This window comes from Kribbella voronezhensis, from assembly GCF_004365175.1.
Lineage (GTDB): Bacteria > Actinomycetota > Actinomycetes > Propionibacteriales > Kribbellaceae > Kribbella > Kribbella voronezhensis.
This window is the reverse complement of sequence record NZ_SOCE01000002.1, coordinates 422,669-448,843: the sequence shown is the minus strand read 5'-3', so window position 1 is coordinate 448,843 and position 26,175 is coordinate 422,669. Positions and strand designations below refer to the sequence as shown.

The window sequence follows — 26,175 nt, the reverse complement described above, 5'->3', positions numbered from 1 at the left end:
TCCGTCCATATCGCGGAATCGGCGACCGAATGCTGGTCACGCATGTGGTCCGACGGTGACCTTGCCGAGGGTCAATTCCGGCGTGGCGCCGACGATCTCACCCAAGCGCTCGACTTGTTCGTCCAGCGACCGGAGCTGGGCAGGCTTCAACGGGCGAAGGGTTTCGACCGTCACCTGCAGACGGCGGCCTGAGCGCTTCTGGTGCCACACTCCGGCGACGATGCCGTCGACCAGCAGGACGGGATAGTTGCCGGCTTGCCCGCCTGCCAGTGCGCGGGTGTACGCCTCGCCGGGAAACACGAGTTCGCGCGGATGGCTGCCCACGCCGTACGCGTCGAAGTACGGCAGCAGTCGTACGCCGCGAACCGGCTCGGGGGGCAACTCCGTGTCGCCGGCCTTCAGCCACGCCGTGGTGCCGTTCACCTCCACCTGCTCGAGGCCCGCGGTGGTCGCGAACACCTTCGCCACAAAGCCCGGCGGCGCACTCAGCCATTTCGCGAACTGCTGCGGAGTGGCCGGGCCGTACGTGTGCAGAAACCGCCGGAGAACCTCAGAGAGCGCTTCCTCGCCGTTCCCGGGTGCGAACGGCGCGAACCGCTGCGGGTTGGAGTAGGTGGTCTTGCGACCCCGGTTCGGGCCGTAGCAGAGGACACCCGCCTTACTGGCCGCTGGGATCGCCTGGCGCCAGCGCGGCCAGAACTCCTGGAACGCCGGCATCACCAGATCGCCCGCCCAGGAACCGGTCCGGGCGATCACCTGTTCGCTGAGTTCTTCCATCGTCAGATCGCCGGCAGAGAGCGCGCTCCCGATTGCTTCGATCACCTCGGCCAGTTGGTCGCTGGTCATGCGCGCAGCCGGTGCCGCTTGACCACCAGACCGAGGCAACACCGACAACGCCCGCATCCACAGCGAAAGCTCGTCCGCAGGCAACAGGTGAACAGTCCCCCGCGGCCCGAAAGTCTTCACCAGCGTGCGGTCCTCCCACAGCGCACGCTGGACGTCGGCCCGCGTCGCCTTCTCCATCCGCAGCGCAACAGAGATCTCCGCCGCCGACAGCACCTGCGCATGCGCCCCAGACATAGCCCGTACGACGTCCGTCGGGCTTCCCGCCGCTGGTACGTCCAGGTAGTGCCGCCGCATCCGCCGCGCCACGATCGCTTCCCACGCCAAGCCGCTCATGCCGAGAACGCTAGAACGAGAAGCGGCCAGCTTCCGTCCTCAACCGGCGATCAGTCGTCCTCACCGGCGATCAGTGCCAGTGGGTGGCGACCAAGTTCCAGATGACACCGGCGAGTGCGTCCTTGCTGCCGGAGGGGAAGGGCAGCGCGCCGCCGTCGCGGTCCAGGATGACCGCTTCGTTGGTGTCGCTGCCGAAGACCTTGCCGCCGGACACGTCGTTGACCACCAGCAGGTCACAACCCTTGCGTTCGAGCTTGGCACGGGCCAGCTCGATCACGCTGTGCTCTTCGTCGCCGGTCTCGGCCGCGAAGCCGACGATCACCTGGTCCGTCCGTCGCCGGTCGTGCGAGATGGTCGCGAGGATGTCCGGGTTCTGCACCAGGCTGACGGCGGGCACCGAGCCGTCGGCCGTCTTCTTGATCTTGTGCCCCGCGACGTCGGCCGGCCGGAAGTCTGCCGGGGCCGCTGCCATCACGATCGCGTCGGCGTCCACCGCGCGGCCGGTGATCTCGTCGTACAGCTCGCGGGTGCTCGTCACCGGGACGACCTGGACGCCGGCCGGATCGGCCAGCTCCGAGTTGGCGGCGACCAGCGTGACCTTCGCACCGCGGGCGGCCGCGATCCGGGCGAGGGCGTAGCCCTGTTTGCCGGAGGAGGAGTTGCCCAGGTACCGGACCGGGTCAAGGTGCTCGCGCGTTCCACCGGCGCTGACCAGGACGTGTTTGCCGGTCAGGTCGGCGACGGACTGACCCGCCGCCCGGGCGGTCTCGTCGGCGAGCATCAGCTGGCTGATCGCGAAGATCTCGGCGGGTTCGGGCAGCCGGCCGCGGCCGGTGTCGCTGCCGGTCAGGCGCCCGACCGCGGGATCGAGCACGGTGATGCCGCGCGACCGCAGCGTCGCCACATTCGCCTGCGTGGCGGGGTGCTCCCACATCTCGGTGTGCATCGCGGCCGCGAACAGGATCGGGCAGCGCGCGGTCAGCAGGGTGTTGGTGAGCAGGTCGTCGGCCAGACCGTGGGCGGCCTTGGCGATCAGGTTCGCGGTGGCGGGCGCCACGACCACCAGATCGGCACCCTTCCCGATCCGGACATGCGGCACTTCGTGCACGTCGTCGAACGGATCGGCAGTCACCGGTTGCCCCGACAGCGCCGCCCAGGTCGCCGCGCCGACGAACTCCAGCGCGGCCGCGGTCGGCACCACCCGGACCCGATGCCCCGACTCGGTCAGCCGCCGGAGCAGATCACAGACCTTGTACGCCGCGATGCCACCACCGACGCCGAGCACCACGTTCGGCTTGGTGGTGGGAACGACCGAACCCCCCGGGGCCGAGGCTTCGCCGGGGGTCGGAGGTGGCTGCGTCATCGAGCCGGTACTACTCGGACTTCTCCGCGGCTGCGGCGGCTTCCGCCTCGGCCTCGGGGTCGATGTCCGTGCAGGTCAGCACGCCCTCGTTGATCTCGCGCATGGCGATCGAGAGCGGCTTCTCCTGGACGTGGGTCTCGACCAGCGGTCCGACGTACTCCAGCAGGCCTTCGCCGAGCTGGGAGTAGTAGGCGTTGATCTGCCGGGCCCGCTTGGCCGAGTACAGGACCAGCTTGTACTTCGAGTCGGTACGGGTGAGCAGGTCGTCGATCGGCGGGGAGGTGATGCCGATGGCGACGGGCTGGTTGCCAGACAAGGTCAGCTCTTTCCAGAGATGGAGGGTGATCGAATCAACTTTACCAACTGATCGGCCGCCTCCCGAACCGAGGCGTTCACGATCGTGACGTCGAACTCCTTCTCGGCCGCCAGCTCCAGAGTAGCCGTCTCCAGCCGGCGCTCCCGCTCCTCGGCCGTTTCGGTGCCCCGGCCGACCAGCCGGCGGACCAGTTCGTCCCAGCTCGGCGGGGCGAGGAAGACGAAATGCGCGTCCGGCATCGTCTCGCGGACCTGCCGGGCACCCTGCAGGTCGATCTCCAGCAGCGCGGGCCGGCCCTCGGCCAGCTTGTCGAGCACCGGCTGCCGGGGCGTCCCGTACCGGGCGGCCTTGTGGACGACCGCCCACTCGAGCAGTTCGTCGTCGGCGATCATCCGGTCGAACTCGTCGTCGGTCACGAACAGGTAGTGCACACCGTGCTCTTCGCCCGGCCGCGCCTTGCGGGTGGTCGCCGAGACCGAGATCCAGATCTCGGGGAAGCGCTCCCGGATGTCCGCGGCGACCGTGCCCTTGCCGACGGCGGTCGGGCCGGCCAGCACGGTCAGCCGCGCGCCGCCGACGCCGCGGCCGGTCCGGCCGGACGGGTTGCCGCGCGAGATCGCCGTACCGCTGTCGGCTGGTGTTGCGTTCCCCGTGTCCGATTCCATCTCCCGGCCCGTCTCCGCCCGATTCGTGCTCGGTTCAGTCCTCGTGACCGACATCAGCTTCACTCGGCGAATTCGCGCTCGAGCGCGGCGATCTGGTTCGTGCCCAGACCGCGGACCCGGCGCGTCTCGGAGATGCCGGCCCGCTCCATGATCTGCTGGGCCCGCACCTTGCCGACGCCGGGGATGCACTGCAGCAGCGCGCTGACCCGCATCTTGCCGATCACGTCGTTGACCTGCCCCTCGTGCAGAACCTGCGTCGGGGACGCTCCGGAGTGGCGGATCCGGTTCTTGATCTCCGCACGCTCGCGCCGCGCCGCCGCGGCCTTGTCCAGAGCCGCCGCTCGCTGCTCCGGGGTCAAAGAAGGAAGTGGCACCGTTTCACCTGTCCCGTTTGTGGCTTCGAACGTGAACCTAACACGGCTTCGGACGGCCCCGGGACAGGCTCAGGAGGGCTCGTCCGAACTCCGTGCTGATAAGGGAGCCAGGGCCGCGGCTCCGACCGGCAGCGTGAGGTCGCGGACACGGTCAGTTGAGCGCGGGCACGTCCACCTTGCAGGAATCCTTGGCATGGCTGGCGATCTGCTGGTACGCCGTGGTCACCGCGCCCGTCTCCTTGCTCAGCCGGGCCAGCTGAACCCGATCGGTACCGGCCTTCTGTGCCTTCTCGGCGAACGCCACGATCGCGGCCCAGTCGTCCTTCACCTCTTTCGGCGCGGAGTCCTGCAGCTTCTTGGCGTCGTCCAGGATCTTCACGTAGTCGGCCGGCTTCTGCGGATCCACGTTCACCGCGGACGCGGCGTACCCGGCGAGATCGACGCAGTACGCCTGCTCCTCGGTGCACGCGGTCAGACCGGCGGCCGCCGCGATCATCGCGGCGGTCATCACAACAGTGCGCATCTGGTTCTCGTCCTCGCTGTCGGTCGGTCGGGATGAACCCCCGACGCTACCGGTCGGCACAAACCCCGCGAACCGGCTCGCAGCACAACGACGCGCAGTACCGGCGATCCGGTACTGCGCGTTCGTGGGTCCGGTGATCAGCCTTCGATGTTGACCTTGCAGGTGTCCTTCGCCTGCTTGGCGATCGCCTGCGAGGCGGCCGCGATCTTCTCGCCGTCCTTCTTGGCCAGGTCCGTCAGCTTGGCGGTGTCGCCGTTGGCGTCCTTGGCCTTGTCGGCGTAGTCCAGCACGGTCTTCCAGTCGTCCTTCAGGTCGTCCGGCGCCGACTTGGACAGCTTCTTCGCCTCACCGCGCATCTTGTCGACCGCGGCCTTGTCCTTGATGTCGAGGCCCTTGACCGCCTCGGCATAGTTCTGCAGCTCACTGCAGTAGTCGCCGCCCGAGCACGCCGTCAACGTGCCGACGCTCAATGTCACTACCGCCACCAGGGCCGCAACCTTACGCATTCCGTTCCTAACTGCCCGCGGGAAGACCGTCTCTCCCCGTCGGCGTAACCCTTCCGAATCCCGGGGTCAACTGCCCGCAGGCCACGCCGTGAACAACATCGCACCCCCGGACTGGAACCACCCCGTAACCTCCGGCGTCGCTGCCCCGTTGATGCGCCGATGCCTCAGTAGCCGAGGACTGTCCGGAAGGCGTCGTTGGAGCGGGCCGCCGCGTCCTGGAGTGCGGTGGCGCCGGGGCCGGCGGCGAGGATTTCGCGGGAACTGGAGGGGACGACGTTGCGGACCGCGGTGCCGAAGACCTCGGTGAGGCCGGCGGCGGTGCCGCCCTGGGCGCCCAGGCCGGGGGCGAGGAGGGGGCCGCGGATGTCGAGGTCCTCGCCGGTGGACTTGATGGTCGCGCCGACCACGGCACCGAAGGAACCGAGGTCCTCGGCGTCGGCGTTGAGCTCACGAAGACCGTCGAGTACGGCGCCTGCCACGGTCGGGCCGGCCGTCGTACGGGCGGACTGGAACTGGGGGCCTTCGGGGTTCGACGTGAGAGCGAGGACGAAGAGACCGGCACCGGCAGCGCGGGCCTCGTCGATCGCCGGCTGCAGCGAGCCGAAGCCGAGGTACGGGCTGACTGTGAGCGCGTCGCAGGCCAGCGGGCCCTTCTCGGCCAGGTAGGCGGCCGCGTAGCCGGCCATCGTCGAGCCGATGTCGCCGCGCTTGGCGTCGATGATCACGAGCGCACCGGCGTCCCGGAGGCGGATCGTGGCCTGTTCCAGTACTGCGATGCCGGCCGAGCCGAAGCGCTCGAAGAACGCCGACTGGGGCTTGAATACCGCGACGTGCTCGGCCAGCGCGTCGACCACGCCGTACGTGAAGGACGCCAGGCCCTCAGCGGTGTCGGGCAGGCCCCACTGGTCGAGGAGGTGCTGGTGCGGGTCGATCCCGACGCAGAGCGGGCCGCGCTGGTTCATCGCGGCGCGCAGACGGATGCCGAAGGGCTGGCTGCTCATAGGGCGTTCTCGCTCTCTCATCGATCCTCCAGAAGGCGGTTCGTCCGGCGTACGAGACCGGGACCGCGGTAGATCAAGCCGGTGTAGAGCTGGACGAGGCTCGCGCCCGCGTCCAGCAGGCGGGCGGCGTCGGACGGATCGAGGATCCCGCCGACGCCGATGATGGGGAGCGCTCCCTGCGTTTCCGCGTGGATGTGCGCGACCACCTTGGCCGAGGTCTCGGTGAGCGGTCTGCCGGACAGCCCGCCGGCTTCGCCGGCCAGCCGTTCGTCGGCAGGAGCGAGACCCGACCGGCCGATCGTCGTATTGGTCGCGATGATCCCGGCGACGCCGACGTCGGTGCAGACACCGAGCAGTTCGTCGATCGCCGGCTCGGTCAGGTCCGGTGCGATCTTGACCAGGATCGGCTTCGGGCCGCGACCGCCGGTCGCCAGGGAGCCGGCCTCGGTATGCAGCGCGCCGAGCAGCTCGCGGAGGTGACCGGAGTCCTGCAGAGAGCGCAATCCCGGGGTGTTCGGCGAACTCACGTTGACCGCGAAGTAGTCGCCGTACCGGTAGAGCCTTCGCAGCGAGGTGACGTAGTCCTCGACCGCGTCCTCCAGTGGCGTCACCTTCGACTTGCCGATCGAGATGCCGAGCGGGTACCCGAGATCGCCGTACGCCGCGAGCCGCTCCGCCAGTGCCGCCGAGCCGAGGTTGTTGAACCCCATCCGGTTGATCACGGCCTCGCTCTGCACCAAGCGGAACAAGCGCGGCTTCGGGTTCCCCGGCTGGGGCTGCGCCGTGACCGTGCCGACCTCGACGAAGCCGAAGCCGAGCGCCCGCCAGGCCGGTAGCGCGATCCCGTTCTTGTCCATCCCCGCCGCGAGCCCGACCGGACTTGGGAAACGCACCCCGAAGACGGTGCGGGCCAGGCCTGCCGGGAGAGAGCCGTAGCTGCGCGAGAGAGCGCTCACCGCGCCGGGAACGCGGCTCAGCCGGCGCAGTCCGTGCAGCGTCTGCTCATGCGCGATCTCCGCGTCCCCGTGGCCCAGCCGGTACAGCACCGGCCGGACCACCTTGCGGTAAAGGGGAAACGCGGTCACGCCGCTCAGCTTTCCACCGAGGCATCAGCCACCGCGCCGCCGCCCGCTGAGCCACCGGCCGCCGCCCCGCCGGTCCCTGAGCCGCCGGCCGCCGTGTCGGCGAGGCCGCGGATCCGGGAGGCCCAGTCCTGGAGAGAGCGCACTCCGATGTCGCCGGCCTGCTGCGCCTCGATGCCCTGGACCGCGGCCGCGAGCCCCTGCACGGTGGTGATGCAAGGGATGTTCCGCGCCACCGCCGCGCTGCGGATCTCGTAGCCGTCGATCCGCGGCGAACCGCCCTGGGTGATCCCGATCGGGGTGTTGACGATCAGGTTCAGCTCGCCGTCGTGGACCATCTGCACGATGGTCGGCTCGCCGTTCGGCCCCGGTCCCTGGCTGCTCTTGCGAACGGTGACCGACTCGACCCCGTTGCGCCGCAGTACGTCGGCGGTGCCTTCGGTCGCGTAGATCTCGAAGCCCAGATCCGCCAGCCTCTTGACCGGGAAGATCATGTGCCGCTTGTCCCGGTTGGCGACCGACACGAACACCTTGCCCGACCCGGGCAACGGCTGCGAGGCGCCGGCCTGCGACTTGGCGAACGCCGTACCGAAGGTCTCGTCGATGCCCATCACCTCACCGGTGGAGCGCATCTCCGGTCCGAGCACGGTGTCGACCGACGAGCCGTCGATAGTCCGGAACCGGTTGAACGGCATCACCGCTTCCTTGACCGCGATCGGCGTCGAGACCGGCAGCGTCCCACCGTCACCGACGGCGGGCAGCATGCCTTCCTCACGCAGTACGGCGATCGTTGCCCCAAGCATCACTCGCGCGGCAGCCTTGGCCAGCGGCGTCGCGGTCGCCTTGGAGACGAACGGCACGGTCCGCGAGGCGCGCGGGTTCGCCTCCAGCACGTAGAGCACGTCACCCGCCAGCGCGTACTGGACATTCAGCAGACCCCGTACGCCGACGCCGCGGGCGATCGCCTCGGTCGAGACCCGGATCTTTTCGATATCCGCGTTCCCCAAGGTGATCGGCGGCAGCGCGCAGGACGAGTCGCCCGAGTGCACGCCCGCCTCCTCGATGTGCTCCATCACACCGCCGAGGAAGAGCTCGGTCCCGTCGAACAGCCCGTCGACGTCGATCTCGACCGCGTCGTCCAGGAACCGGTCGATCAGCACCGGGTGCTCCCAGTTCGCCGCGAGCGCGTCGCCGCTGAGCCGCCTCAGAGCAGCGGTCAGTTCGCCCTCGGAGTACACGATCTCCATGCCGCGGCCGCCGAGCACGTACGACGGCCGGACGAGAACGGGGAAACCGATCTCTGCCGCGATCTCCTGCGCTTCGTCGAAGGACATCGCGGTGCCGTGCTTGGGAGCCGGCAGATTCGCGTCGGAGAGGACCTTGCCGAAGGCGCCCCGCTCCTCCGCCAGGTGAATGGCTTCCGGCGACGTCCCGACGATCGGCACGCCCGCGTCCGCCAGCCGCTGCGCCAGCCCGAGCGGGGTCTGCCCGCCCAGTTGCACGATCACCCCGGCGACCGGGCCGGCCTGCAGTTCGGCGTACACGATCTCGAGCACGTCCTCGCAGGTGAGCGGCTCGAAGTACAGCCGGTCGGAGGTGTCGTAGTCGGTCGAGACCGTCTCCGGGTTGCAGTTCACCATCACCGTGCAGTAGCCGGCCTCGCGCAGCGCCATCGACGCGTGCACACAGGAGTAGTCGAACTCGATCCCCTGCCCGATCCGGTTCGGCCCGGAGCCGAGGATCAGCACGGCCGGCTTGTCCCGCGGCGCCACCTCGGACTCCTCGTCGTACGACGAGTAGTGGTACGGCGTGGCAGCGGCGAACTCGGCCGCGCAGGTGTCCACTGTCTTGTAGACCGGGCGGATCCCGAGCGCCTGCCGCACACCCCGTACGACGTCCTCGGTCAACCCGCGGATCTCGGCCAGCTGGAGATCCGAGAAACCGTGCCGCTTGGCGAGCTTCAGGATCTCCGGAGTGAGCCGGGGCGCGGCCGCGACGGCACCGGCGGTCTCGTGGATCAGGTACAGCTGGTCGATGAACCAGGGGTCGATCCTGGTCGCGTCGTTGATCTGCTCCGGCGTCGCGCCGGCCCGGATGGCGTCCATCACCGTGCGCAGCCGGCCGTCGTGCGGCGTCTTGATTGCCTCCAGCAACGGCTCCAGCTCGGACGCCGGCGGCTCGGCCCAGGAGAACCGGGCCTCGGGCTTCTCCAGCGACCGCAGAGCCTTCTGCAGCGCCTCGGTGTAGTTGCGGCCGATCGCCATCGCCTCACCGACGCTCTTCATGTGCGTGGTCAGCGTCGCGTCGGCGGCCGGGAACTTCTCGAACGCGAACCGCGGCACCTTCACCACCACGTAGTCCAGCGTCGGCTCGAAGCTCGCCGGGGTCTGCTGGGTGATGTCGTTCGGGATCTCGTCCAGGGTGTAGCCGATGGCAACCTTCGCCGCGATCTTCGCGATCGGGAAGCCGGTCGCCTTCGACGCCAGCGCGGACGACCGGGACACCCGCGGGTTCATCTCGATCACGATCAGCCGGCCGTCGGCCGGGTCCACCGCGAACTGGATGTTGCAGCCGCCGGTGTCGACGCCAACCTCGCGGATGATGCCGATGGCAAGGTCCCGCATGGTCTGGTACTCACGGTCGGTCAGCGTCATCGCCGGCGCGACCGTGACCGAGTCGCCGGTGTGCACGCCCATCGGGTCGACGTTCTCGATCGAGCAGATGATCACGACGTTGTCCGCCTTGTCGCGCATCACCTCCAGCTCGTATTCCTTCCAGCCGACGATCGACTCCTCGATCAGCACCTCGGTCGTCGGGCTGGCGGTCAGGCCGGCTCCGGCGATCCGGCGCAGATCGGCTTCGTCGTACGCCATCCCCGACCCGACGCCGCCCATGGTGAACGACGGCCGGATGACCAGCGGATAGCCCATCGCGTCGGCCGCGCCGAGCACGTCGTCCATCGTGTGGCAGACGTGTGAACGCGCGGTCTCGGCGCCCAGCTTCTCGACGATCGCCTTGAACGACTCGCGGTTCTCACCGCGCTGGATCGCGTCCACCGAGGCGCCGATCAGCTCGACGCCGTACTTCTCCAGCACGCCGTTCTCGTGGAGAGCGATTGCTGCGTTCAGAGCGGTCTGGCCGCCCAGGGTGGCGAGCAGGACGTCCGGGCGCTCCTTCTCGATCACCTTCTCCACGAACTGCGGGGTGATCGGCTCCACGTACGTCGCGTCGGCGAACTCCGGGTCCGTCATGATCGTGGCCGGGTTGGAGTTCACCAGGATGACCCGGAAGCCCTCCTCCTTCAGCACCCGGCAGGCCTGGGTCCCGGAGTAGTCGAACTCGCAGGCCTGGCCGATCACGATCGGGCCGGAACCGATCACCAGCACCGAGTCGATATCTGTACGGCGTGGCATCAGCTACGTCCTTCCATCAACGAAACGAAACGGTCGAAAAGGTACGCCGAGTCGTGCGGACCCGCCGCTGCCTCAGGGTGGTACTGGACCGAGAACGCGAGCGGCTTCCCGTCGCGACCGGTCAGCTTCAGCCCTTCGACGACGTTGTCGTTGAGCGACACGTGGCTCACCTCGGCGACGCCGTACGGCGTCTCCACGCCTTCGTTCAGCGGCGCGTCGACGGCGAAGCCGTGGTTCTGCGCGGTGATCTCGACCTTCCCGGTGGCCCGGTCCAGCACCGGCTGGTTGATTCCCCGGTGCCCGTACTTCAGCTTGAAGGTGCCGAGTCCGAGCGCCCGGCCGAAGACCTGGTTGCCGAAGCAGATCCCGAAGTACGGAATCTCTCGCTCCAGCAGGGCTTTCAGCAGCGTGGTGGGGTGCTCGGTAGTCTCCGGGTCGCCGGGGCCGTTGCTCATGAAGATGCCGTCGGGCTTCACCGCGAGCACCTCCTCCAGCGAGGCCGTTGCAGGCAGGACGTGTACCTCGATGCCGCGCTCGGCCATCCGCTTCGGCGTCATCGTCTTGATGCCCAGGTCGAGCGCCACGACGGTGAACTTCTTCGAGCCTTCGGCCGGTACGACGTACGCCTCGGCCGCGGTCACCTCGGCGGCAAGATCCGCGCCGGCCATCTGCGGCTGCTCGAGCACCTTCGCGAGCAACGCGGCCGGGTCGAGGATCTCGGTCGAGATCCCGGCCCGCATCGCACCACGTTCGCGCAGGTGCCGGGTGAGCGCCCGGGTGTCGATACCGGAGATCCCGACGACGCCCTGGGCCTTGAGTTGCTCGTCGAGAGAGCGCTTCGCGCGCCAGTTGGACGAGACCCTGGCGGGGTCGCGGACGACGTACCCGGCGACCCAGATCCTGCTCGACTCGTCGTCCTCGTCGTTCACCCCGGTGTTGCCGATGTGCGGCGCGGTCTGGGTGACGATCTGCCGGTGGTACGACGGGTCGGTCAGCGTCTCCTGGTAGCCGGTCATGCCGGTGGTGAACACCGCCTCGCCGAACGTCTCGCCGGTCGCACCGTACGACGTACCGGCGAACGCGCGGCCGTCCTCGAGGACCAGCAGGGCCGGATTATGGGCAGCCTGGCTCATTGCTCGGCTCCGATCAGGGTCGAGATGGAATCGGTCAGGGAAGCGGTGTCGGCCTTGCGGCGCGGCCGGAACCCGGTGTCGAACTGATGCCCGTCGTGGTTCCAGGTGACGACCACCAGGCCGGACGCCTCGGCGGTCACCTTGCCGGCGATGCCACGGTCGGTCCGTACGCCGGTCAGCCGGTCGGCCGGGATGAAGACGTCCGCGGCGCCTTGGCGGTGGAAGATCAGGCCGGCCGGGTTGACGTCCAGGTCGGCGTTGCTGCGGACACCGAGCTCGTGCACGGCGATCCGGTCCATCCAGTCGCCGGAGGTGGTCGTCGCGACGTACACGCCTTCGACACCGGTGATCTTGTCGGTCGGCGGCACCGGTGGCAGCGGGGCGAGATCGGCCTGCCGCGCCTGGCGATTGCGCCAGCCGCGGTACATGCCGTACCAGCCACCCCCGATCACCGCGAGCGTGCCGAGTATTGCCAGGACTGGCCTCATGAGTTGATACCGCACCGGGTCAGCTTCCCGTCCAGAACGGTCGGCGTACCCCGCAGGAAGGTGGCAACCACCTGACCAGGCAACTTCATGCCTGCGAACGGAGTGTTCCGCGACAGCGAAGCCGACTCCCCCGGTACGACGGTGCGCTCGACCGCCGGGTCGATCAGGGTCACGTTCGCGGGCGCGCCGACCTCGAGCGGCCGCCCGTGCTCGCCGATCTGTCCGATCGCGGCCGGCCGGTAGCTCATCCGGTCGGCGAGGTCGGCCCACGTCATCAGCTTGGTGTCGATCATCGCGTGCTGGACCACCGAGAGAGCGGTCTCCAGCCCGGTCATCCCGAAGGCCGCCGCGCTCCACTCGCAGTCCTTGTCCTCCACCGGGTGTGGCGCGTGGTCGGTGGCGACGATGTCGATGGTGCCGTCGGCCAGGCCCTCGCGGACCGCCTCGACGTCGGCCTTGGTCCGCAGCGGCGGGTTCACCTTGAAGACCGGGTTGTACGAGGTCAGCAGGTCCTCGGTGAGCAGCAGGTGGTGCGGCGTCACCTCGGCGGTTACTTCGAGGCCGCGCTTCTTCGCCGCGCGGACGATCTCGACCGAGCCCTTGGTGGACAGGTGACAGATGTGCAGCTTGGAGCCGACGTGCGCGTTCAGGAGGATGTCGCGGGCGATGATCGATTCCTCGGCGACACTCGGCCAGCCGGTCAGGCCGAGAACGCCGGAGAGCGCTCCCTCGTTCATCTGCGCGCCCTGGGTGAGCCGCGGCTCCTGCGCGTGCTGGGCGATCACGCCGCCGAAGGCCTTCACGTACTCGAGCGCGCGCCGCATCAGCGCCGCGTCCCAGACGCAGTCCCCGTCGTCGGAGAACACGCGGACCCGGGCGGCCGAGTCGGCCATCGCGCCCAGCTCGGCCAGCTGAGTCCCCTGCCGGCCGACCGTGACAGCGCCGATCGGGTAGACATCGGCGTACCCGGCTTCGCGGCCCAGGCGCCAGACCTGCTCGACCACGCCGGCGGTGTCGGCGACCGGATCGGTGTTGGCCATCGCGAAGACCGCGGTGAACCCGCCCATCGCGGCGGCCCGGGTCCCGGTGAGAACGGTCTCCGCGTCCTCGCGGCCCGGCTCCCGCAGGTGGGTGTGCAGGTCGACCAGGCCGGGGAGCGCGATCTTGCCGCTCCCGTCGACGATCTCGACGCCGTCCGGCCGGGCCAGATCGTTGCCGATGGCCACGATCGCGCCGTTCTCGATCAGCAGGTCCGCGACACCTTCCCCGACGATTGATGCCCCGGTGATCAGGTACGCGGTCATGCTTGCGGCTCCTCGCTGGTTTCGTTACTTCCTGACAACAGCAGATAAAGGACGGCCATCCGGATGGCCACGCCGTTCGTGACCTGCTCGACGATCACCGAGCGGGTGGAGTCGGCCACTTCGGCGCTGATCTCCATGCCCCGGTTCATCGGGCCGGGGTGCAGCACGATGGCCTCGTCGGGCAGCTGCGCCATCCGGTGCACGTCCAGCCCGTACCGCCGGGTGTACTCGCGAGCGCTAGGGAAGAACGCCTCCCCCATCCGCTCACGCTGCACCCGCAGCATCATCACCGCGTCACTCTTCGGCAGAGTCGCATCCAGGTCGTACGACGTGGCGCACGGCCAGCCGGACATGTCGACGGGCAGCAGCGTCGGGGGCGCGACCACGGTGACCTCAGCGCCGAGTGTTGCCAGCAGCAACACGTTCGACCGAGCCACCCGACTGTGCAGGACGTCGCCGACGATGGTGATCCGGCGGCCGTCCAGCGAGCCGAGGTGCCGGCGCATGGTGAAGGCGTCGAGCAGCGCCTGCGTTGGGTGCTCGTGGGTCCCGTCGCCGGCGTTCACCACCGAGCCGGTCATCCAGCCCGAGGTGGCGAGCAGATGCGGCGCACCCGAGGAGCCGTGTCGGCAGACCACGCCGTCCGCGCCCATCGCCTGCAGCGTCAGCGCGGTGTCCTTCAGGCTCTCGCCCTTGCTCACACTGGAGCCCTTGGCGGAGAAGTTGATCACATCGGCCGACAGCCGCTTGGCCGCCGCCTCGAACGAGATCCTGGTCCGGGTGGAGTCCTCGAAGAACAGGTTCACCACCGTGCGGCCGCGCAGCGCGGGCAGCTTCTTGATCGGCCGGTCCGCCAGCGAGCGCATCTCCTCGGCGGTGTCCAGGATCAGGTTGGCCTCGTCGCGACTCAGGTCGCCGGCACTCAGCAGATGGCGCATCAGAACCTCACCTCGTCCCTTGCGTCCGAAGAACCGTTGGTCTTGACCCTCGGTTGTTCGGACGTTGCAGGGGTCTTGTCGGCGATCAGCACCGCGTCGGCGCCGTCGTACTCGGTCAGGTGCACGGTGACCCGCTCGACCAGCGAGGTCGGCAGGTTCTTGCCGACGTAGTCGGCGCGGATCGGCAGTTCGCGGTGGCCGCGGTCGACCAGGACGGCCAGCTGGACCGCCTTGGGCCGGCCGATGTCGCCGATCGCGTCCAGCGCGGCCCGGATCGTCCGGCCGGAGAACAGCACGTCGTCGACCAACACGACGACCTTGCCGTCGATACCGCCGGGCGGGATGTCGGTGTGCTCGAGCGCACGAGCCGGTTTGAGGCCGATGTCGTCGCGGTACATCGTCACATCGAGTGACCCTGTGGGCACACTCTGCCCCTCGACGGCCGCGATCCGCTCGGAGATCCGGCTCGCCAGTCCCACCCCGCGGGTGGGGATGCCGAGGAGTACGACGGGGTCGGCACCCCGGTTGCGCTCGAGGATCTCGTGCGCGATCCGGGTCAGTGCCCGGGAAATGTCGGAAGCATCCAGCACTGTGCGCGGTACAGGTACCGAGGCAGGGCTCATCGCTACCGTTCCTCCTTTCCCGCCTCTCTGGACGGGTCTTTAAAGGACGTTCGGACCGCTTGACATCGTATCGGAAGTGACACGCCGTCTTGACGCTGGCCTCGCGACCAGAATATTGTTACTCTGTGTAACCATGGGGGGTTTCGCCAACCCGGCCGTTCCATGACGAGCCGGACAAGACAAAGTTGGAGGGAAGATCCAGCGTGCCTAGCGAATACGCGAAGTCACTCGGCGCCAAACTACGCGCCATCCGTCAGCAGCAAGGTTTGTCCTTGCACGGAGTCGAGGAGAAGTCCAAGGGTCGCTGGAAGGCGGTCGTCGTCGGCTCGTACGAGCGTGGCGACCGTGCTGTCACCGTTCAGAAGCTCGCCGAGCTCGCCGATTTCTTCGGTGTGCCGATGCGTGAGCTGCTGCCCGGCTCGGCCAGCGCGGCCGCTGCCGCTGCGGCACCGCCCAGGTTGATTCTCGACCTGGAGGCGCTTCAGCACCTCGACACGAGCGAGGCAGGCCCATTGATGCGCTACACGGCCACCATCCAGGCCCAGCGCGGAGACTACAACGGCAAGGTGCTGTCGATCCGGCAGGACGACCTCCGCACGCTGGCGGTCATCTACGACGAGTCGCCGACCACCCTGACCGAGCGCTTCATCTCCTGGGGAGTTCTGAACCCGGAGGCCCGCGGAGAGGTCGAGGACGCCGAAGCAGCCGGCGCCTGAGGCTTCACCGGGAATGAGAGACGGCCGGGGCTCGTAGCAGCTTGCCCGCGGCCGCCTGCCCGCCCCTCTTCACAGGGACGGGCCGCTGAACCGAAGAAAGTCGAACACCGCTGTGAGCACCACCAGGCCGGGGCCGTTCCCCCCGCGCCGACGAACGGGGACGCTGACAGGGCCCGGCACCGCACCGTGGCGGTACCGGGCCTGAAGAATTTCCAGGGCCGTGAGTTCTCCGGGCCTGACGACTTCCGCGGCCTGTTGAGCTGTCGGCCCTGGGTGTCGTCCGGGGTCTCAGACCCCGAGGGTCGGCTTGAGTTGCAGCAGCCGGGCCAGCAGGCCGTTGACGAAGGCCGGCGACTCGTCCGTGGACAGATCCCGCGCCAGCGAGACCGCCTCGCTCACCGCGACCACATCCGGGACCTGCTCGTCGAACAACAGCTCGTACGTCCCGATCCGCAGGATGTTGCGGTCCACGGCCGGCATCCGGTCCAGCGTCCAGCCGACCGAGTGCGCACCGAGCAGATCGTCGATCTGGTCGATGTGCTCCGAGACACCCTCGACCAGCGCCACGGTGAACTCGTTCACCGGCGGGTCGTTGTCGGCTACCCGGTCGGCCAGGGTGCCACCGACAGGCAGCCCCCGCACCTCCGACTCGTACAAGACGTCGAGGGCGCGCTTACGGGCCTTGCTCCGGGCAGACATGTTCTGTTGTCAGCTCCTGTTTCGGCGTCGAGGGCTCAGGACGTGACGCGGCCGAGGTAGTCCCCGGTGCGGGTGTCCACCTTGACCTTCTCGCCGGTGGTCAGGAACAGCGGAACCTGGATCGTGTAGCCGGTCTCCAGCTTGGCCGGCTTGGTGCCGCCGGTGGAGCGGTCGCCCTGCAGCCCGGGCTCGGTGTACTCCACCAGGAGCTCGACCGAAGCCGGGAGCTCGACGTACAGCGGGAGGTCCTCGTGCACGGCGACGATCGCGTCCTGGTTCTCCAGCAGGAAGTGCGACGCCTCACCGACGACCTCGGGGCTGATGTGGACCTGCTCGTAGGTGGAGCTGTCCATGAAGACGTAGGAGCCGCCGTCGTTGTACAGGTACGTCATGTCGCGCTTGTCGACGTTGGCCACCTCGACCTTGACGTCGGCGTTGAAGGTCTTGTCGACGACCTTCCCGGACAGCACGTTCTTCAGCTTGGTGCGCATCACGGCGCCGCCCTTGCCGGGCTTGTGGTGCTGGAACCAGACGACGGACCACAGCTGCCCATCCAGGTTGAGCACCATGCCGTTCTTGAGGTCGTTCGTCGATGCCACGCGGGGATTCCCCTTCGAAAGTGATCAGCGGTACGCCGAATTGTAGCGGTCGGCGCAGGTATGAGGTGACTCGCTCACCCTGGCGGGCTCTACGCTGAGGTGCAGGGACGCGGGATCCGCCGTCAGCGGGTCCGCGAGCGTGGATCGGGAGGCCCGCGGTGGAGCAGTTCATCATCTTCGTGGTGGTCATCGTCGTGGGCCTGATCGTCAAGGCGGTGAACAAGAAGACCACCGGCACCGGCGGCCGGAATCCCGGTACGCCGAATCCGCGGGTCCAGAAGCTGATCGAGCGGATCCAGGCCCAGCAGGGCGGGAACGTGCCGATCCAGTTCCAGGGCCAGTTCACCCAGCCGACCTCCGGTCCGCCGGCACCCGGCCAGGTGGTCAACTCGGCCGGGCAGGTGGTGCGACCGACCGGACCGGTGCAAGATCCCGGGCGCGCGCAGGCCTCGGCCCAGTTGTCGGGGATGCTCCAGCAACTGATGCAGGCGGGGCAGACGGCGGGCCGCTTCGGTCAGGAGATCACCGGGCCGGGACAATATGCCCAACAGTCGGGGCCGGGGCAGCAAGGTCAGCCCGGTCCGGGTCAGCAGTATCCGGGGCCGCAGACCGGCTACACACCGCCCGGCCAGTTCCAGCCGCCTCAGTTTCAGGCGGCGTCGTTCCAGGCGGTTCCGCCGCCGTGGGTCCCGGCATACCAGCCGCCGCAGGCCAAACGGCCACCGCAGAACAAGGGTGATCTCGACGCCCGGATCCGCGAACTGATGGCGACCGGCAACGAGGTCGCCGCGGTCCGGCTGATCTGCGACGAGAAGGACCTGGGCATCATCGACGCCCAGAAGTACGCCCGCTCGGTCGTCGACGGGCCGGCCAAAGCACGCAGTACGACGCCTGCGCCCGCCGGCCTTGTGGAGGAGAAGACCGACGAGGACGCCCGGTACGTCGGGTCTGCCGCGTTCGCCGAGTCTGTCTTCGACACCCGCGAGGACGACAACGTCTGGGCCAGCGGCTGGGTCGACAAGCCCGAACTCGAGGACCGCACCGACATCGACGAACTCTGGCAAACCGTCCAGAACGCCGGCCGCCCCCAACCACCCGCCAACTGAACCTCCCGCCCGGACGAGATCAGCTGGACGAAGGCCAACTGACGATCATCCGGGTATGCGGCCGCTCAATCCGCAACCGAACCGAACTACCCGCCCGCTCGCCATCCACTTCGCCCGCCCCGACCGGGGTACCTGGCTCACCATCCACCCCGCCCGCCCCAACCGAACTCCCTGGCTCACCTTCCACCCGGCCCGCCCCAACCGAGGTAGCTGGCTCACCATCCACCCAGCCCGCCCCAACCGAGGTCGCTGGCTCACCATCCACCCCGCTCGCCCCGACCGGACTACCCGCTGGCTCCACACCCCCGTCGGCCGCTCGGGCCGAGGTGGTCGGCGGATCGACGATCCGACCAGCCTCTCGATCGAGTTCGGGCGTTTGTTCAGCCTCGTGGGGTGCAGATGCGGGATAGATCGTGAGTAACGGTGGTGGGCCGTGGCGGTGGTGGGCGTCGAACGTCTGGATCTGGCGGACCAAGTGTTCTGCGCGCTCCTCAGCAGCCGGGCCATGAGCGACGGCGCCCAGTTCCAACGTGTCCCTGTCCTTGCCCGGCCGCGACGTCAGGTACGCGAGGGTGCCGTCGGAGACCGTCGCGGAGGTGCCCCAGCGCGGAGTCGGCGAGACCCGGTGCTTCTTGACCGCCGAGCGGTCGGCTGCGAGTACGCAGTACTGATCGAGCGCGGCGGCGAGCCACAGATTCAAGTCAGAGAGCGCTTCCTCGCGATCTGCGCCGACACCTGACCAGACCTGGCTGGACGGCTGCCGCAGTACGTCGGCAGGCGGTTCGAGGATCTCCTGGTCGGTGTCGAAGCCGAGCCGCACCGTGTCGTTCTCGAGCGAGACCACCCGTTCGTAGCTCGCTCCGGCTCCCTGCATACAGACGAATCCACAGAGCTTCATCGACCGGCTCTCCAGTCGCCCGTCCACCAGATCCAGCGCGATCGACCGGGTCTGCCCGCGGAACCTCAGCGGTACGACGATCCGCCCGCGCGTGGCCAACTGCGCGACCCAGGCCGGCGCGATGTCCCAGGCTGTCACCGTGACCACGATCCGGTCGTAGGGAGCGCTCTCCGGCGATCCGAACTCCCCATCGGCGAGCACCACGCGCACCTGCTGGTACCCGGCAGCGGCCAAGCCGTGCCGAGCCCGCTCGATCACCTCAGGATCGATGTCGATCGTCGTGACCGTTCCCTCGGGCCCGACCAGTTCGCTGAGCAAGGCGGCGTTGTACCCGCCGGAACCGATCTCGAGCACCCGGTGTCCGGGCTGAATCCCGGCCTGTTCGAGCATCAGCGCGACCACGGACGGCTGGGACACCGACGAGATGGCCACACCCGCCTCGTCACGTTTCATCAGCACCACATCGTCGGCGTACGCGACCGCCAGCGGAACCATCGGCACGAACGCATGCCGCGGCACGGCCAGGAACGCAGCGGCCACCCGGTTGTCCCGAAGGGAGCCCTCGGCAACCATCTGGCTGACGAGTGCCGCCCGCAGCGACTCCGCCTGTTGGTTGCCGCCGGCATCCATGGTGTCAGTCCGTCTTGTCGCCCAGTGATTCGAGCAGGGTCCGGAGACTGTCGGCCAACTGGCTCCGCTCCTCGGCCGACAACCCGGCGAGCAACCGGTCCTCGGTGGCTAAATGGGCCGGCAGTACGGCGTCGATCAGGTCCAGCCCGGCCTTGGTCAGCGTCACCTGGACCCCGCGGCCATCCGTCTCACTCGGCTTCCTGGTCACCAGCCCGCGCGCTTCCAGCCGGTCCAGCCGTTGGGTGATCGCACCGGACGTCACCATCGACGACCGCATCAGGCCGGCCGGGGTCAGGCTGTGTTCGGCGTTGCTGCGGCGAAGCGTGGCCAGTACGTCGAACGACGCCGAGTCGAGGTCATGGGCGGCGAAGTTGCGCCGGAGCTCACCGTCGACGAGCGTGGCGAGCCGCTTGAGCCGCCCCATCACCGCCATCGGCGACGCGTCCAGGTCAGGCCGCCGCTCACTCCACTGGGCGAGCACCAGGTCGACGTGGTCTGCCATGCCCTCAGCGTAGTGGATCTCTTAGCGGTGAGGTAGATCACTTAGCGATGAGAGATCTGGTCAATTGCTTAGCGCTGAGATACTTTGTCTTAGTGCTAAGCAATCGAGTCACCCTCATCCTCACCACCGCCATCGCTCCTGCCCTGTGGGGCAGCACCTACTTGGTCACCACAGAACTACTGCCGGCCGGCCGTCCTCTGCTCGCCGGTGTCATCCGCGCCCTGCCCGCAGGGATCCTGCTGGTCGCGCTCACTCGGCGGCTCCCGCAAGGGATCTGGTGGCTCCGCGCGTTCGTCCTGGGCGCGCTCAACATCGGAGCATTCTTCGCACTGCTTTTCGTAGCGGCGTACCGTCTGCCCGGCGGCGTCGCCGCGACGGTCGGCGCTCTCCAACCCTTGCTGGTGGCCGTTCTCTCGGCCGCGCTGCTCTCCGAACGCCTCACCCTTCGCACGACTCTCGCCGCGATCGCCGGCGTTGCCGGAGTCAGTCTCCTCGTATTGCGTGCCGGTGCGCGGCTGGATGGCTGGGGCGTCCTGGCCGCGCTGGGCGGCGCTGTGGTGATGGCGACCGGCGTCGTCCTGAGCAAGCGATGGAAGTCTCCCGCACCACTGCTCGCGACCACAGGTTGGCAGTTGGTGGCCGGCGGTCTCCTGCTGCTCCCGGTCGCGCTGATCGTCGAGGGAGCGCTTCCTGCGTCTCTCACCATCGCCAACCTCGCCGGGTACGCCTACCTGACGATCATCGGGTCCGCAGTCGCCTACGCCCTCTGGTTCCGCGGCCTGCGCGCTCTCTCCCCCACCGACGTCACGTTCCTCGGCCTCCTCAGCCCGGTCGTAGCCACCCTCCTCGGCTGGCTCGCCCTGGACCAACGCCTCACCGCCGCCCAACTGACCGGCGCCCTGATCGTCCTCGCCGCCCTGATAACCGCCCAACTGAAGCGAACGCCCACAACCAAGCCATCCACCGTTCCAGCAACCGCAGCGACCCCTGAACCCCCAGCAAACCCGGCAACCTCTGCGACCCCAGCAACCGCAGCGATCCCGGCGATCCCGGCAACCCCGGCGATCCCAGCAACCGCAGCGATCCCGGCGACCCCAGCAACCGCAGCGATCGCGACAACTCCGACAACTCCGGCGAGTCCGGCAACCTCAGCAACCTCAGCAACCTTGGCGATCCCAGAAACATCGGCGACCCCAGCGACCCCGGCGATCCCAGCAACTCCGGCGAACCCAGCAACCTCGGCGACCTCTGCGACCTCGGCAACCCTGGCGACCCCGGTGAGTTCGGCAACCCTGGCGGCACCCGACCTGCCCGGCCGGCGCCCGAGCGTTCCCTCGACCCAGGCGCCCGTCCGGGCCGTCGATGACCACCTCACCAGCGGAAGGAACTGACACGATGCGCATCACCGTCTTCGGGGCATCGGGTGCGGTTGGCAGTCGAGTAACGCAGGAAGCGCTCTCTCGCGGTCACGAGGTGACCGCTGTCGGGCGCAACCTTGACCGGCTAGCCGCCCTCCCCCGTGCAGCCCGACTACGCCGCGGCGATGCCGCCGATCCACAAGACGTCGCTGAACTGAGCATTGACCAGGACGTAGTCATCAGCGCCACCCGACCTCTCCCCGGCCACGAACCCGAACTCGCCATCGCCACCAAAGGCCTCCTCGGCGGACTCGCTCAGACTCGGACACGCCTCATCGTCGTCGGCGGTGCCGCGAGCCTTCTCCTCCCCACCGGTACGACGGTCCTCGAAGGACCGGACTTCCCGGCCGACTGGCACCCGATCGCCGAGGCCTGCAACGAGCAACTCGCCGTACTGCGCGCCGAAGCTCAGGTCAACTGGGTGTACGTCAGCCCACCGGCTCTCCTCGAACCGGGCATCCGGACAGGCCGCTACCGCCTCGGCAAGGACCACCTCCTGTTCGATGCCGAAGGCAACTCCACCATCTCGATGGAAGACTTCGCCGTCGCCCTCGTAGACGAAGCCGAACACCCCCACCACCACCAAACCCGCTTCACCGTCGCCCACCACACACCATCAGCTGACCACCCGTCCTCCCCCACCGCTTGACCCCAACTCGGCGCGACAACTCGACGAGGCCGACCGACGGGATGCGGCGACCGATGAATCGAGCACTCAAGCTCGGCGGGACGTGCGAGCTGGTCGGTGAGAGTCGTGAGGGCGCGACGGGGTGCGGGAACCGGTGGTTGGGCGGCTCGGCTCGGCAGAGGTGGTGCGCTAGTCGGTGAGGGTGGTTAGGGCGCGGAGAGCTAGGCGGTAGGAGTTGGGGCCGAAGCCGGCGATGGTGCCTGTGGCGACGGCGGCGACGACGCTGGTGTGGCGGAACTCCTCGCGCGCGGCCGGGTTGCTGATGTGGATCTCGATCAGCGGTGCGGTGCGCTGGGCGCAGGCGTCGCGGAGGGCGTACGAGTAGTGGGTGAAGGCTGCGGGGTTGAGTACGACGGGCGTCTTTGAGTCGGCGGCTTCGTGTAACCAGCCGACCAGCTCGGCCTCGTCGTCGGTCTGCCGGACCTCGACCGCGAGCCCGAGCTCGGCGCCGGTCTTCTCGCAGTCCGCGACGAGATCCGCGAACGTCATCGCGCCGTACACATCCGGCTCCCGCGACCCGAGCCGACCGAGGTTGGGTCCGTTCAGTACGAGCACTCGTCGCCCATCAAGCAGATCAGTCACACACCCACCCTAGTGCCCCACCGCTGCCCGCCAGCTGACTAACCGGGCACGCCGGACGGGGACCCGCCGGAGGTGGCGGACAAGTGGGCCGCCCGAAGACGCCCGCCGGAGATTGCGAGCGAGCTGCCAAAGGCACCCGCCGCAGGTGACCAACGTGGCGTGCCCGCCGAAGGTGGCGGACGGGGTGGGCCGCCCGAAGACGCCCGCCGGAGATTGCGGGCGAGGTGACTGCCAGAGGCACCCGCCTCAGGTGGCTGACGTGGCTTGTCTGTTGTAGGTGGCTTCCCCGGGTGCATGCCGGGATGGTGGCGGGGGTGGCTGACGGGGTGTTGCTGGCGGGCAGTCGTGCGATTGGACGATCTCGCGGGAGACGGGCGGTCGGGCGGGAGGTGACTATGGGGTTGGGATGGAGAAGGTGGCGAAAGCGGTTTGGGCTTCGGTTTGGGCTGTGGGGTATTGGTTGTCGGCGGTGATGCCGGCGGCCATGGCGCGGTAGTTGCGTTTGGCTAGTACCTGTTGGGTGGCGATGAGTTGGGCGGCGGCGACCTCCGCGGTCAGGTCGTTGCCTAGGGCATCGGCCAGGGCGGCTTGGTCGTCGGCGATGAACTGCTGTACCCGGATCGCCAGCGCGGGGGTCTCGAACACCAGGCGGTAGTACGCGAGCACCTCCGGGTGGTCGTTCAATCCTGTCACCGGATCTCGCTGCTCGAGGCCGGCAAGAAACGCGTCTCGCAGAACTCCCGCCGCCCACGCGATCCGCCCACCGCCGTCCCCGGGCAGAGTCACCGAAGGGGATGCGGTTAGAGGACCCGACGCGCCCGGTCGGGCGGCGCTCGGCCGAGCCTTCACGCCGGCGGTCGGAGCGGTCGGGTCGGCGGCTGGGGAGGCCGAGGCGGCCGGGTCCGCGGTCGGAGCAGCCGTGGCAGTCGAGGCGGTTGAGTCGGCGGCCGGAGCGGTCGAGTCGGGGGCCGGCGCAGTCGGATCGGCGGTCGAAGAGTTCGGGTCGGCGGTCGAAAAGTTCGGGTTGGCGGGAGGAGTCGGGTCGGTGCGGGCGGTGCGGGCGGTGGGGGCGGAGGTGGCGGCTTGGTGGAGGAGGTGGGCTGATTGGTGGGCGTGGTCGGCGATGCGGTGGAGGACCAGGTCCTGCTTGGTGGCGAAGTACTTGAACAGGGTCGGTTTGGAGACGTGGGCGGCGGCGGCGATGTCGGCGACCGAGACCTGGTCGAAGCCGCGCTCGAGGAACAGGGCTATCGCGGCGGCCGACAAGGCGTCGTGCGTCTGCTGCTTCTTGCGGTTCCGGAGTTCGGCCATGCGCTGAGGGTAGCAAAATGTTAACCTGGGCAAAGATTTAACCCGGTTAACCTTTTGATAAGAAGGGCGCGGTGGATGCGGGGGCTTGAGGAAGAGCAGGCGTATGCGGGGCGGTGCCGCGAAGCGCTGCGGGCGATGGTGGCGGGTGCGCGGGAGAATGTGGTCGTCGGCGAGCTGACCTGGGGAGATCGGTATACGGCCGAGCGGCTTGGCTACTACTTGAAGAGCCTTGCCCGAGAGCTCGCGGATGAGGGTGACAGTCCGCCGTTCTTCGGACGGATCGAGTACGGCGTGGGTGCGTCGGCTGGTGAGCACAGCGGGCAGGCCTATTACCTGGGGCGGCGGCACATCTCGGATGCGATCGGGCGACCGCCGCTCGTGATCGACTGGCGGGCACCGGTGTCGACGGCGTTCTACCGGGCCGGCGTTCGGGATCCGCAGGGCGTCGCAGTACGCCGGCGCTACGGGTGGTCGAACGCAACACTCACTGGTTTCGAGGACGAGCAACTCTCCCGACAATCCTCCGACGTTCCAGCTGAAGTTCCTGGAGTGGCTGGGGTTGGGCGGGGTGCGGTTGGGGGGATTCTTCGGGCGGAGATCGAGCGGCCTCGGGTGGGGCCTATGCGGGACATCGTGGCGACTATTCAGCCGGAGCAGGACGAGTTGGTTCGGGCTGAGTTGGAGGCGTCGATCTGTGTGCAAGGGGCGCCGGGCACGGGGAAGACTGCCGTCGGGCTGCATCGGGCGGCGTACCTGTTGTATGCGCACCGGGCGAGGTTGCAGCGCAACGGGGTGCTGGTGCTCGGGCCCAACCGGGCTTTCCTGCACTACATCTCGGCGGTGCTGCCGACGCTGGGTGAGGTGGATGTCGAGCAGACGACCGTCGACGACTTGCTGATCGGCGAGAAGCTCACTGTACGAGCGGCCGACGAGCCCGCGGCCGCCTTGGTGAAACACGATGGGCGGATGGCCGAGATCCTTCAGAGAGCGCTCTACGGCCGAGTCCGGGTGCCGCGCGAGGCCGTCGTCGTACCGGACAGTTCGTATCGGTGGCGGGTCAACCAATACGAGTTCGCGCAGATGGTGGAAGACGCTCGCGAGGAAGCGACGGCATACGGGATCGGGCGGGAACGCGTGATCTCGCGGTTGGTGGCGGCGCTGCAGCGGCAGGCCGAGGCACGTGGGCAGAACTGCAACGGTGTTTGGCTCCGCCGGATGGCGCGGGCGGTGACACCCGCCGTCGACGAGGTCTGGCCGGCCGTGAAACCAGCTGAGGTTCTGGCTGAGTTTCTGAGCGATCCAGCTCCGGCGGCCGAAGGCATTCTCAGCCAACAAGAGCAACTGGTCATCGCCTGGAAACGGCCGAGAAAGGCAGGGAGCGCTCTCTGGACCGCTGCGGATCTGGTCCTGCTGGACGAGGTCAGCGCTCTGGTGGGTCGCGGCGAGAGCTACGGCCACGTGATCATCGACGAAGCACAGGACCTCTCCCCCATGCAGTGCCGAGCCATCGCGCGACGCAGCGAGCACGGATCGATCACCGTGCTCGGCGATCTCGCGCAGGGTACGACGCCCTGGGCAGCGGGCGACTGGGCCCAGCAGCTCAGCCATCTCGGCAAGCCCGAAGCGGAGGTGATCGCCCTGACCACCGGGTACCGAGTCCCCGCCGCTGTGGTCGCCATCGCCAACCGGCTGCTCGCAGGTCTCCAGGCGAAGGTCCCGGCGACGCGATCGTTCCGCACCGACGGGCGGCTCGCACTGAGCCACACCGACGACCTGGCAGCCGGCTGCGTCGACGCAGTACGAGGTGCTCTCAAGGAAGAGGGGTCGATCGGCGTCATCGCGGCCGACGAGGCGATCGCCGAACTCACCGCGGCACTCCACGCGGACGGTATCGAGACCGTCGCGCCCGACGGAGACGGCCGGGTGGCGTTGGTGCCGGCGAGCCTTGCGAAAGGGCTCGAGTACGACCATGTGATCGCCGTCGAGCCGGCCGCGATCGCCGAGGCGGAAACCCGTGGGCTGAACCGCCTCTATGTTGTGCTGACGAGAGCGGTTTCCCGGCTCGACGTCCTCTACCACCGTCCGCTGCCGGCCGAACTGGGCTGAGGAAATGGAACC

The 26,175-nt window shown here is 68.6% G+C and carries 26 protein-coding genes; 5 read left to right on the top strand and 21 right to left on the bottom strand.

The features are described 5' to 3' along the window. Positions 1 to 36: 36 nt before the first annotated feature. From EV138_RS29470 to pyrR, 15 genes are all read right to left on the bottom strand, one after another. Positions 37 to 1,179, bottom strand: a complete 1,143-nt coding sequence (locus EV138_RS29470) for a winged helix DNA-binding domain-containing protein (protein ID WP_133982801.1) — start codon at positions 1,177 to 1,179, stop codon at positions 37 to 39. Between the two features lie 70 nt (positions 1,180 to 1,249). Then, entirely contained in the window at positions 1,250 to 2,542 is a 1,293-nt protein-coding gene (coaBC, locus tag EV138_RS29465; RefSeq protein WP_238158497.1) for a bifunctional phosphopantothenoylcysteine decarboxylase/phosphopantothenate--cysteine ligase CoaBC, read from the bottom strand. Positions 2,543 to 2,552: 10 nt separating this feature from the next. Next, positions 2,553 to 2,858, bottom strand: coding sequence for a DNA-directed RNA polymerase subunit omega (rpoZ, locus tag EV138_RS29460; protein WP_112238107.1), 306 nt, complete (start codon positions 2,856 to 2,858; stop codon positions 2,553 to 2,555). A gap of 2 nt (positions 2,859 to 2,860) precedes the next feature. After that, entirely contained in the window at positions 2,861 to 3,523 is a 663-nt protein-coding gene (gmk, locus tag EV138_RS29455; protein WP_166678789.1) for a guanylate kinase, read from the bottom strand. A 59-nt stretch (positions 3,524 to 3,582) separates the two neighbouring features. Beyond that, positions 3,583 to 3,897, bottom strand: a complete 315-nt coding sequence (gene mihF, locus EV138_RS29450; protein WP_112238105.1) for an integration host factor, actinobacterial type — start codon at positions 3,895 to 3,897, stop codon at positions 3,583 to 3,585. 151 nt (positions 3,898 to 4,048) lie between these two features. Further along, the gene (locus EV138_RS29445; RefSeq protein WP_133982799.1) at positions 4,049 to 4,420 is read right to left on the bottom strand and encodes a hypothetical protein; all 372 of its coding nucleotides are present in this window, start codon (positions 4,418 to 4,420) and stop codon (positions 4,049 to 4,051) included. 137 nt (positions 4,421 to 4,557) lie between these two features. Then, positions 4,558 to 4,905, bottom strand: coding sequence for a hypothetical protein (locus EV138_RS29440; protein WP_232828145.1), 348 nt, complete (start codon positions 4,903 to 4,905; stop codon positions 4,558 to 4,560). 185 nt (positions 4,906 to 5,090) lie between these two features. Continuing rightward, positions 5,091 to 5,927, bottom strand: coding sequence for an orotidine-5'-phosphate decarboxylase (gene pyrF / locus EV138_RS29435; RefSeq protein ID WP_133982797.1), 837 nt, complete (start codon positions 5,925 to 5,927; stop codon positions 5,091 to 5,093). A gap of 17 nt (positions 5,928 to 5,944) precedes the next feature. Beyond that, positions 5,945 to 7,012: a quinone-dependent dihydroorotate dehydrogenase gene (locus EV138_RS29430; protein ID WP_133982795.1), complete on the bottom strand. Its 1,068-nt coding sequence runs from the start codon at positions 7,010 to 7,012 to the stop codon at positions 5,945 to 5,947. Positions 7,013 to 7,017: 5 nt separating this feature from the next. After that, the gene (gene carB / locus EV138_RS29425; RefSeq protein WP_166678788.1) at positions 7,018 to 10,422 is read right to left on the bottom strand and encodes a carbamoyl-phosphate synthase large subunit; all 3,405 of its coding nucleotides are present in this window, start codon (positions 10,420 to 10,422) and stop codon (positions 7,018 to 7,020) included. Next, positions 10,422 to 11,555 (bottom strand): glutamine-hydrolyzing carbamoyl-phosphate synthase small subunit, encoded by a 1,134-nt coding sequence (carA, locus tag EV138_RS29420; RefSeq protein ID WP_133982793.1) that lies wholly within the window; start codon positions 11,553 to 11,555, stop codon positions 10,422 to 10,424. The genes carB and carA overlap by 1 nt, the downstream gene beginning before the upstream one ends. Beyond that, entirely contained in the window at positions 11,552 to 12,043 is a 492-nt protein-coding gene (locus tag EV138_RS29415; protein WP_133982791.1) for a PH-like domain-containing protein, read from the bottom strand. The genes carA and EV138_RS29415 overlap by 4 nt, the downstream gene beginning before the upstream one ends. Beyond that, entirely contained in the window at positions 12,040 to 13,347 is a 1,308-nt protein-coding gene (locus tag EV138_RS29410; RefSeq protein ID WP_133982789.1) for a dihydroorotase, read from the bottom strand. The genes EV138_RS29415 and EV138_RS29410 overlap by 4 nt, the downstream gene beginning before the upstream one ends. After that, a complete protein-coding gene (locus EV138_RS29405) occupies positions 13,344 to 14,285 on the bottom strand; it encodes an aspartate carbamoyltransferase catalytic subunit (RefSeq protein WP_202866997.1) in 942 nt (313 codons plus the stop codon). The genes EV138_RS29410 and EV138_RS29405 overlap by 4 nt, the downstream gene beginning before the upstream one ends. Further along, on the bottom strand, positions 14,285 to 14,908 hold the full coding sequence (pyrR, locus tag EV138_RS29400) for a bifunctional pyr operon transcriptional regulator/uracil phosphoribosyltransferase PyrR (RefSeq protein ID WP_133982785.1): 624 nt from the start codon (positions 14,906 to 14,908) through the stop codon (positions 14,285 to 14,287). The genes EV138_RS29405 and pyrR overlap by 1 nt, the downstream gene beginning before the upstream one ends. A gap of 203 nt (positions 14,909 to 15,111) precedes the next feature. Between pyrR and bldD the strand changes: the two genes are divergently transcribed. Beyond that, positions 15,112 to 15,624 carry a transcriptional regulator BldD gene (bldD, locus tag EV138_RS29395; RefSeq protein ID WP_112238083.1) on the top strand — a complete coding sequence of 171 codons (513 nt, stop codon included), beginning with the start codon at positions 15,112 to 15,114 and terminating at the stop codon, positions 15,622 to 15,624. 288 nt (positions 15,625 to 15,912) lie between these two features. On the opposite strand, the gene nusB is transcribed toward bldD, so the two are convergent. Together nusB and efp are read right to left on the bottom strand one after the other, a co-directional pair. Then, positions 15,913 to 16,323, bottom strand: coding sequence for a transcription antitermination factor NusB (gene nusB / locus EV138_RS29390; protein ID WP_133982783.1), 411 nt, complete (start codon positions 16,321 to 16,323; stop codon positions 15,913 to 15,915). A 35-nt stretch (positions 16,324 to 16,358) separates the two neighbouring features. Then, positions 16,359 to 16,922, bottom strand: coding sequence for an elongation factor P (efp, locus tag EV138_RS29385; RefSeq protein WP_112238079.1), 564 nt, complete (start codon positions 16,920 to 16,922; stop codon positions 16,359 to 16,361). Between the two features lie 158 nt (positions 16,923 to 17,080). Between efp and EV138_RS29380 the strand changes: the two genes are divergently transcribed. After that, the gene (locus tag EV138_RS29380; RefSeq protein WP_133982781.1) at positions 17,081 to 18,028 is read left to right on the top strand and encodes a hypothetical protein; all 948 of its coding nucleotides are present in this window, start codon (positions 17,081 to 17,083) and stop codon (positions 18,026 to 18,028) included. Positions 18,029 to 18,047: 19 nt separating this feature from the next. Here EV138_RS29380 and fxlM read toward each other — a convergent pair whose 3' ends face one another. Both fxlM and EV138_RS29370 read right to left on the bottom strand, forming a co-directional pair. Beyond that, positions 18,048 to 19,556 carry a methyltransferase, FxLD system gene (gene fxlM / locus EV138_RS29375; RefSeq protein ID WP_202866996.1) on the bottom strand — a complete coding sequence of 503 codons (1,509 nt, stop codon included), beginning with the start codon at positions 19,554 to 19,556 and terminating at the stop codon, positions 18,048 to 18,050. A 4-nt stretch (positions 19,557 to 19,560) separates the two neighbouring features. Then, positions 19,561 to 20,058, bottom strand: a complete 498-nt coding sequence (locus tag EV138_RS29370; protein ID WP_133982779.1) for a MarR family winged helix-turn-helix transcriptional regulator — start codon at positions 20,056 to 20,058, stop codon at positions 19,561 to 19,563. Between the two features lie 92 nt (positions 20,059 to 20,150). Between EV138_RS29370 and EV138_RS29365 the strand changes: the two genes are divergently transcribed. Both EV138_RS29365 and EV138_RS29360 read left to right on the top strand, forming a co-directional pair. Beyond that, the gene (locus tag EV138_RS29365) at positions 20,151 to 21,449 is read left to right on the top strand and encodes an EamA family transporter (protein ID WP_238158496.1); all 1,299 of its coding nucleotides are present in this window, start codon (positions 20,151 to 20,153) and stop codon (positions 21,447 to 21,449) included. Beyond that, positions 21,421 to 22,125: an NAD(P)-dependent oxidoreductase gene (locus tag EV138_RS29360; protein ID WP_369410842.1), complete on the top strand. Its 705-nt coding sequence runs from the start codon at positions 21,421 to 21,423 to the stop codon at positions 22,123 to 22,125. The genes EV138_RS29365 and EV138_RS29360 overlap by 29 nt, the downstream gene beginning before the upstream one ends. Before the next feature lie 168 nt (positions 22,126 to 22,293). On the opposite strand, the gene aroQ is transcribed toward EV138_RS29360, so the two are convergent. Beyond that, on the bottom strand, positions 22,294 to 22,737 hold the full coding sequence (gene aroQ / locus EV138_RS29355) for a type II 3-dehydroquinate dehydratase (RefSeq protein WP_439649026.1): 444 nt from the start codon (positions 22,735 to 22,737) through the stop codon (positions 22,294 to 22,296). Positions 22,738 to 23,139: 402 nt separating this feature from the next. Further along, complete coding sequence (locus EV138_RS38300) at positions 23,140 to 24,057, bottom strand: TetR/AcrR family transcriptional regulator (protein ID WP_133982772.1); 918 nt, start codon at positions 24,055 to 24,057, stop codon at positions 23,140 to 23,142. 75 nt (positions 24,058 to 24,132) lie between these two features. On the opposite strand from EV138_RS38300, the gene EV138_RS29345 reads away from it, so the two are divergent. Continuing rightward, positions 24,133 to 26,163: a HelD family protein gene (locus EV138_RS29345; RefSeq protein WP_133982770.1), complete on the top strand. Its 2,031-nt coding sequence runs from the start codon at positions 24,133 to 24,135 to the stop codon at positions 26,161 to 26,163. Positions 26,164 to 26,175 lie beyond the last annotated feature (12 nt).

What these genes read in the sequence shown, in the direction of transcription:
- EV138_RS29470 (WP_133982801.1), bottom strand. Translation starts at nt 1,179, where the DNA reads ATGAGCGGCTTGGCGTGGGAAGCGATCGTGGCGCGGCGGATGCGGCGG.
- coaBC (WP_238158497.1), bottom strand. Translation starts at nt 2,542, where the DNA reads ATGACGCAGCCACCTCCGACCCCCGGCGAAGCCTCGGCCCCGGGGGGT.
- gmk (WP_166678789.1), bottom strand. Translation starts at nt 3,523, where the DNA reads ATGGAATCGGACACGGGGAACGCAACACCAGCCGACAGCGGTACGGCG.
- EV138_RS29445 (WP_133982799.1), bottom strand. Translation starts at nt 4,420, where the DNA reads ATGCGCACTGTTGTGATGACCGCCGCGATGATCGCGGCGGCCGCCGGT.
- pyrF (WP_133982797.1), bottom strand. Translation starts at nt 5,927, where the DNA reads ATGAGCAGCCAGCCCTTCGGCATCCGTCTGCGCGCCGCGATGAACCAG.
- carB (WP_166678788.1), bottom strand. Translation starts at nt 10,422, where the DNA reads ATGCCACGCCGTACAGATATCGACTCGGTGCTGGTGATCGGTTCCGGC.
- carA (WP_133982793.1), bottom strand. Translation starts at nt 11,555, where the DNA reads ATGAGCCAGGCTGCCCATAATCCGGCCCTGCTGGTCCTCGAGGACGGC.
- EV138_RS29415 (WP_133982791.1), bottom strand. Translation starts at nt 12,043, where the DNA reads ATGAGGCCAGTCCTGGCAATACTCGGCACGCTCGCGGTGATCGGGGGT.
- EV138_RS29410 (WP_133982789.1), bottom strand. Translation starts at nt 13,347, where the DNA reads ATGACCGCGTACCTGATCACCGGGGCATCAATCGTCGGGGAAGGTGTC.
- EV138_RS29405 (WP_202866997.1), bottom strand. Translation starts at nt 14,285, where the DNA reads ATGCGCCATCTGCTGAGTGCCGGCGACCTGAGTCGCGACGAGGCCAAC.
- pyrR (WP_133982785.1), bottom strand. Translation starts at nt 14,908, where the DNA reads ATGAGCCCTGCCTCGGTACCTGTACCGCGCACAGTGCTGGATGCTTCC.
- nusB (WP_133982783.1), bottom strand. Translation starts at nt 16,323, where the DNA reads ATGTCTGCCCGGAGCAAGGCCCGTAAGCGCGCCCTCGACGTCTTGTAC.
- fxlM (WP_202866996.1), bottom strand. Translation starts at nt 19,556, where the DNA reads ATGGATGCCGGCGGCAACCAACAGGCGGAGTCGCTGCGGGCGGCACTC.
- EV138_RS29370 (WP_133982779.1), bottom strand. Translation starts at nt 20,058, where the DNA reads ATGGCAGACCACGTCGACCTGGTGCTCGCCCAGTGGAGTGAGCGGCGG.
- EV138_RS29360 (WP_369410842.1), top strand. Translation starts at nt 21,421, where the DNA reads ATGACCACCTCACCAGCGGAAGGAACTGACACGATGCGCATCACCGTC.
- EV138_RS38300 (WP_133982772.1), bottom strand. Translation starts at nt 24,057, where the DNA reads ATGGCCGAACTCCGGAACCGCAAGAAGCAGCAGACGCACGACGCCTTG.
- EV138_RS29345 (WP_133982770.1), top strand. Translation starts at nt 24,133, where the DNA reads ATGCGGGGGCTTGAGGAAGAGCAGGCGTATGCGGGGCGGTGCCGCGAA.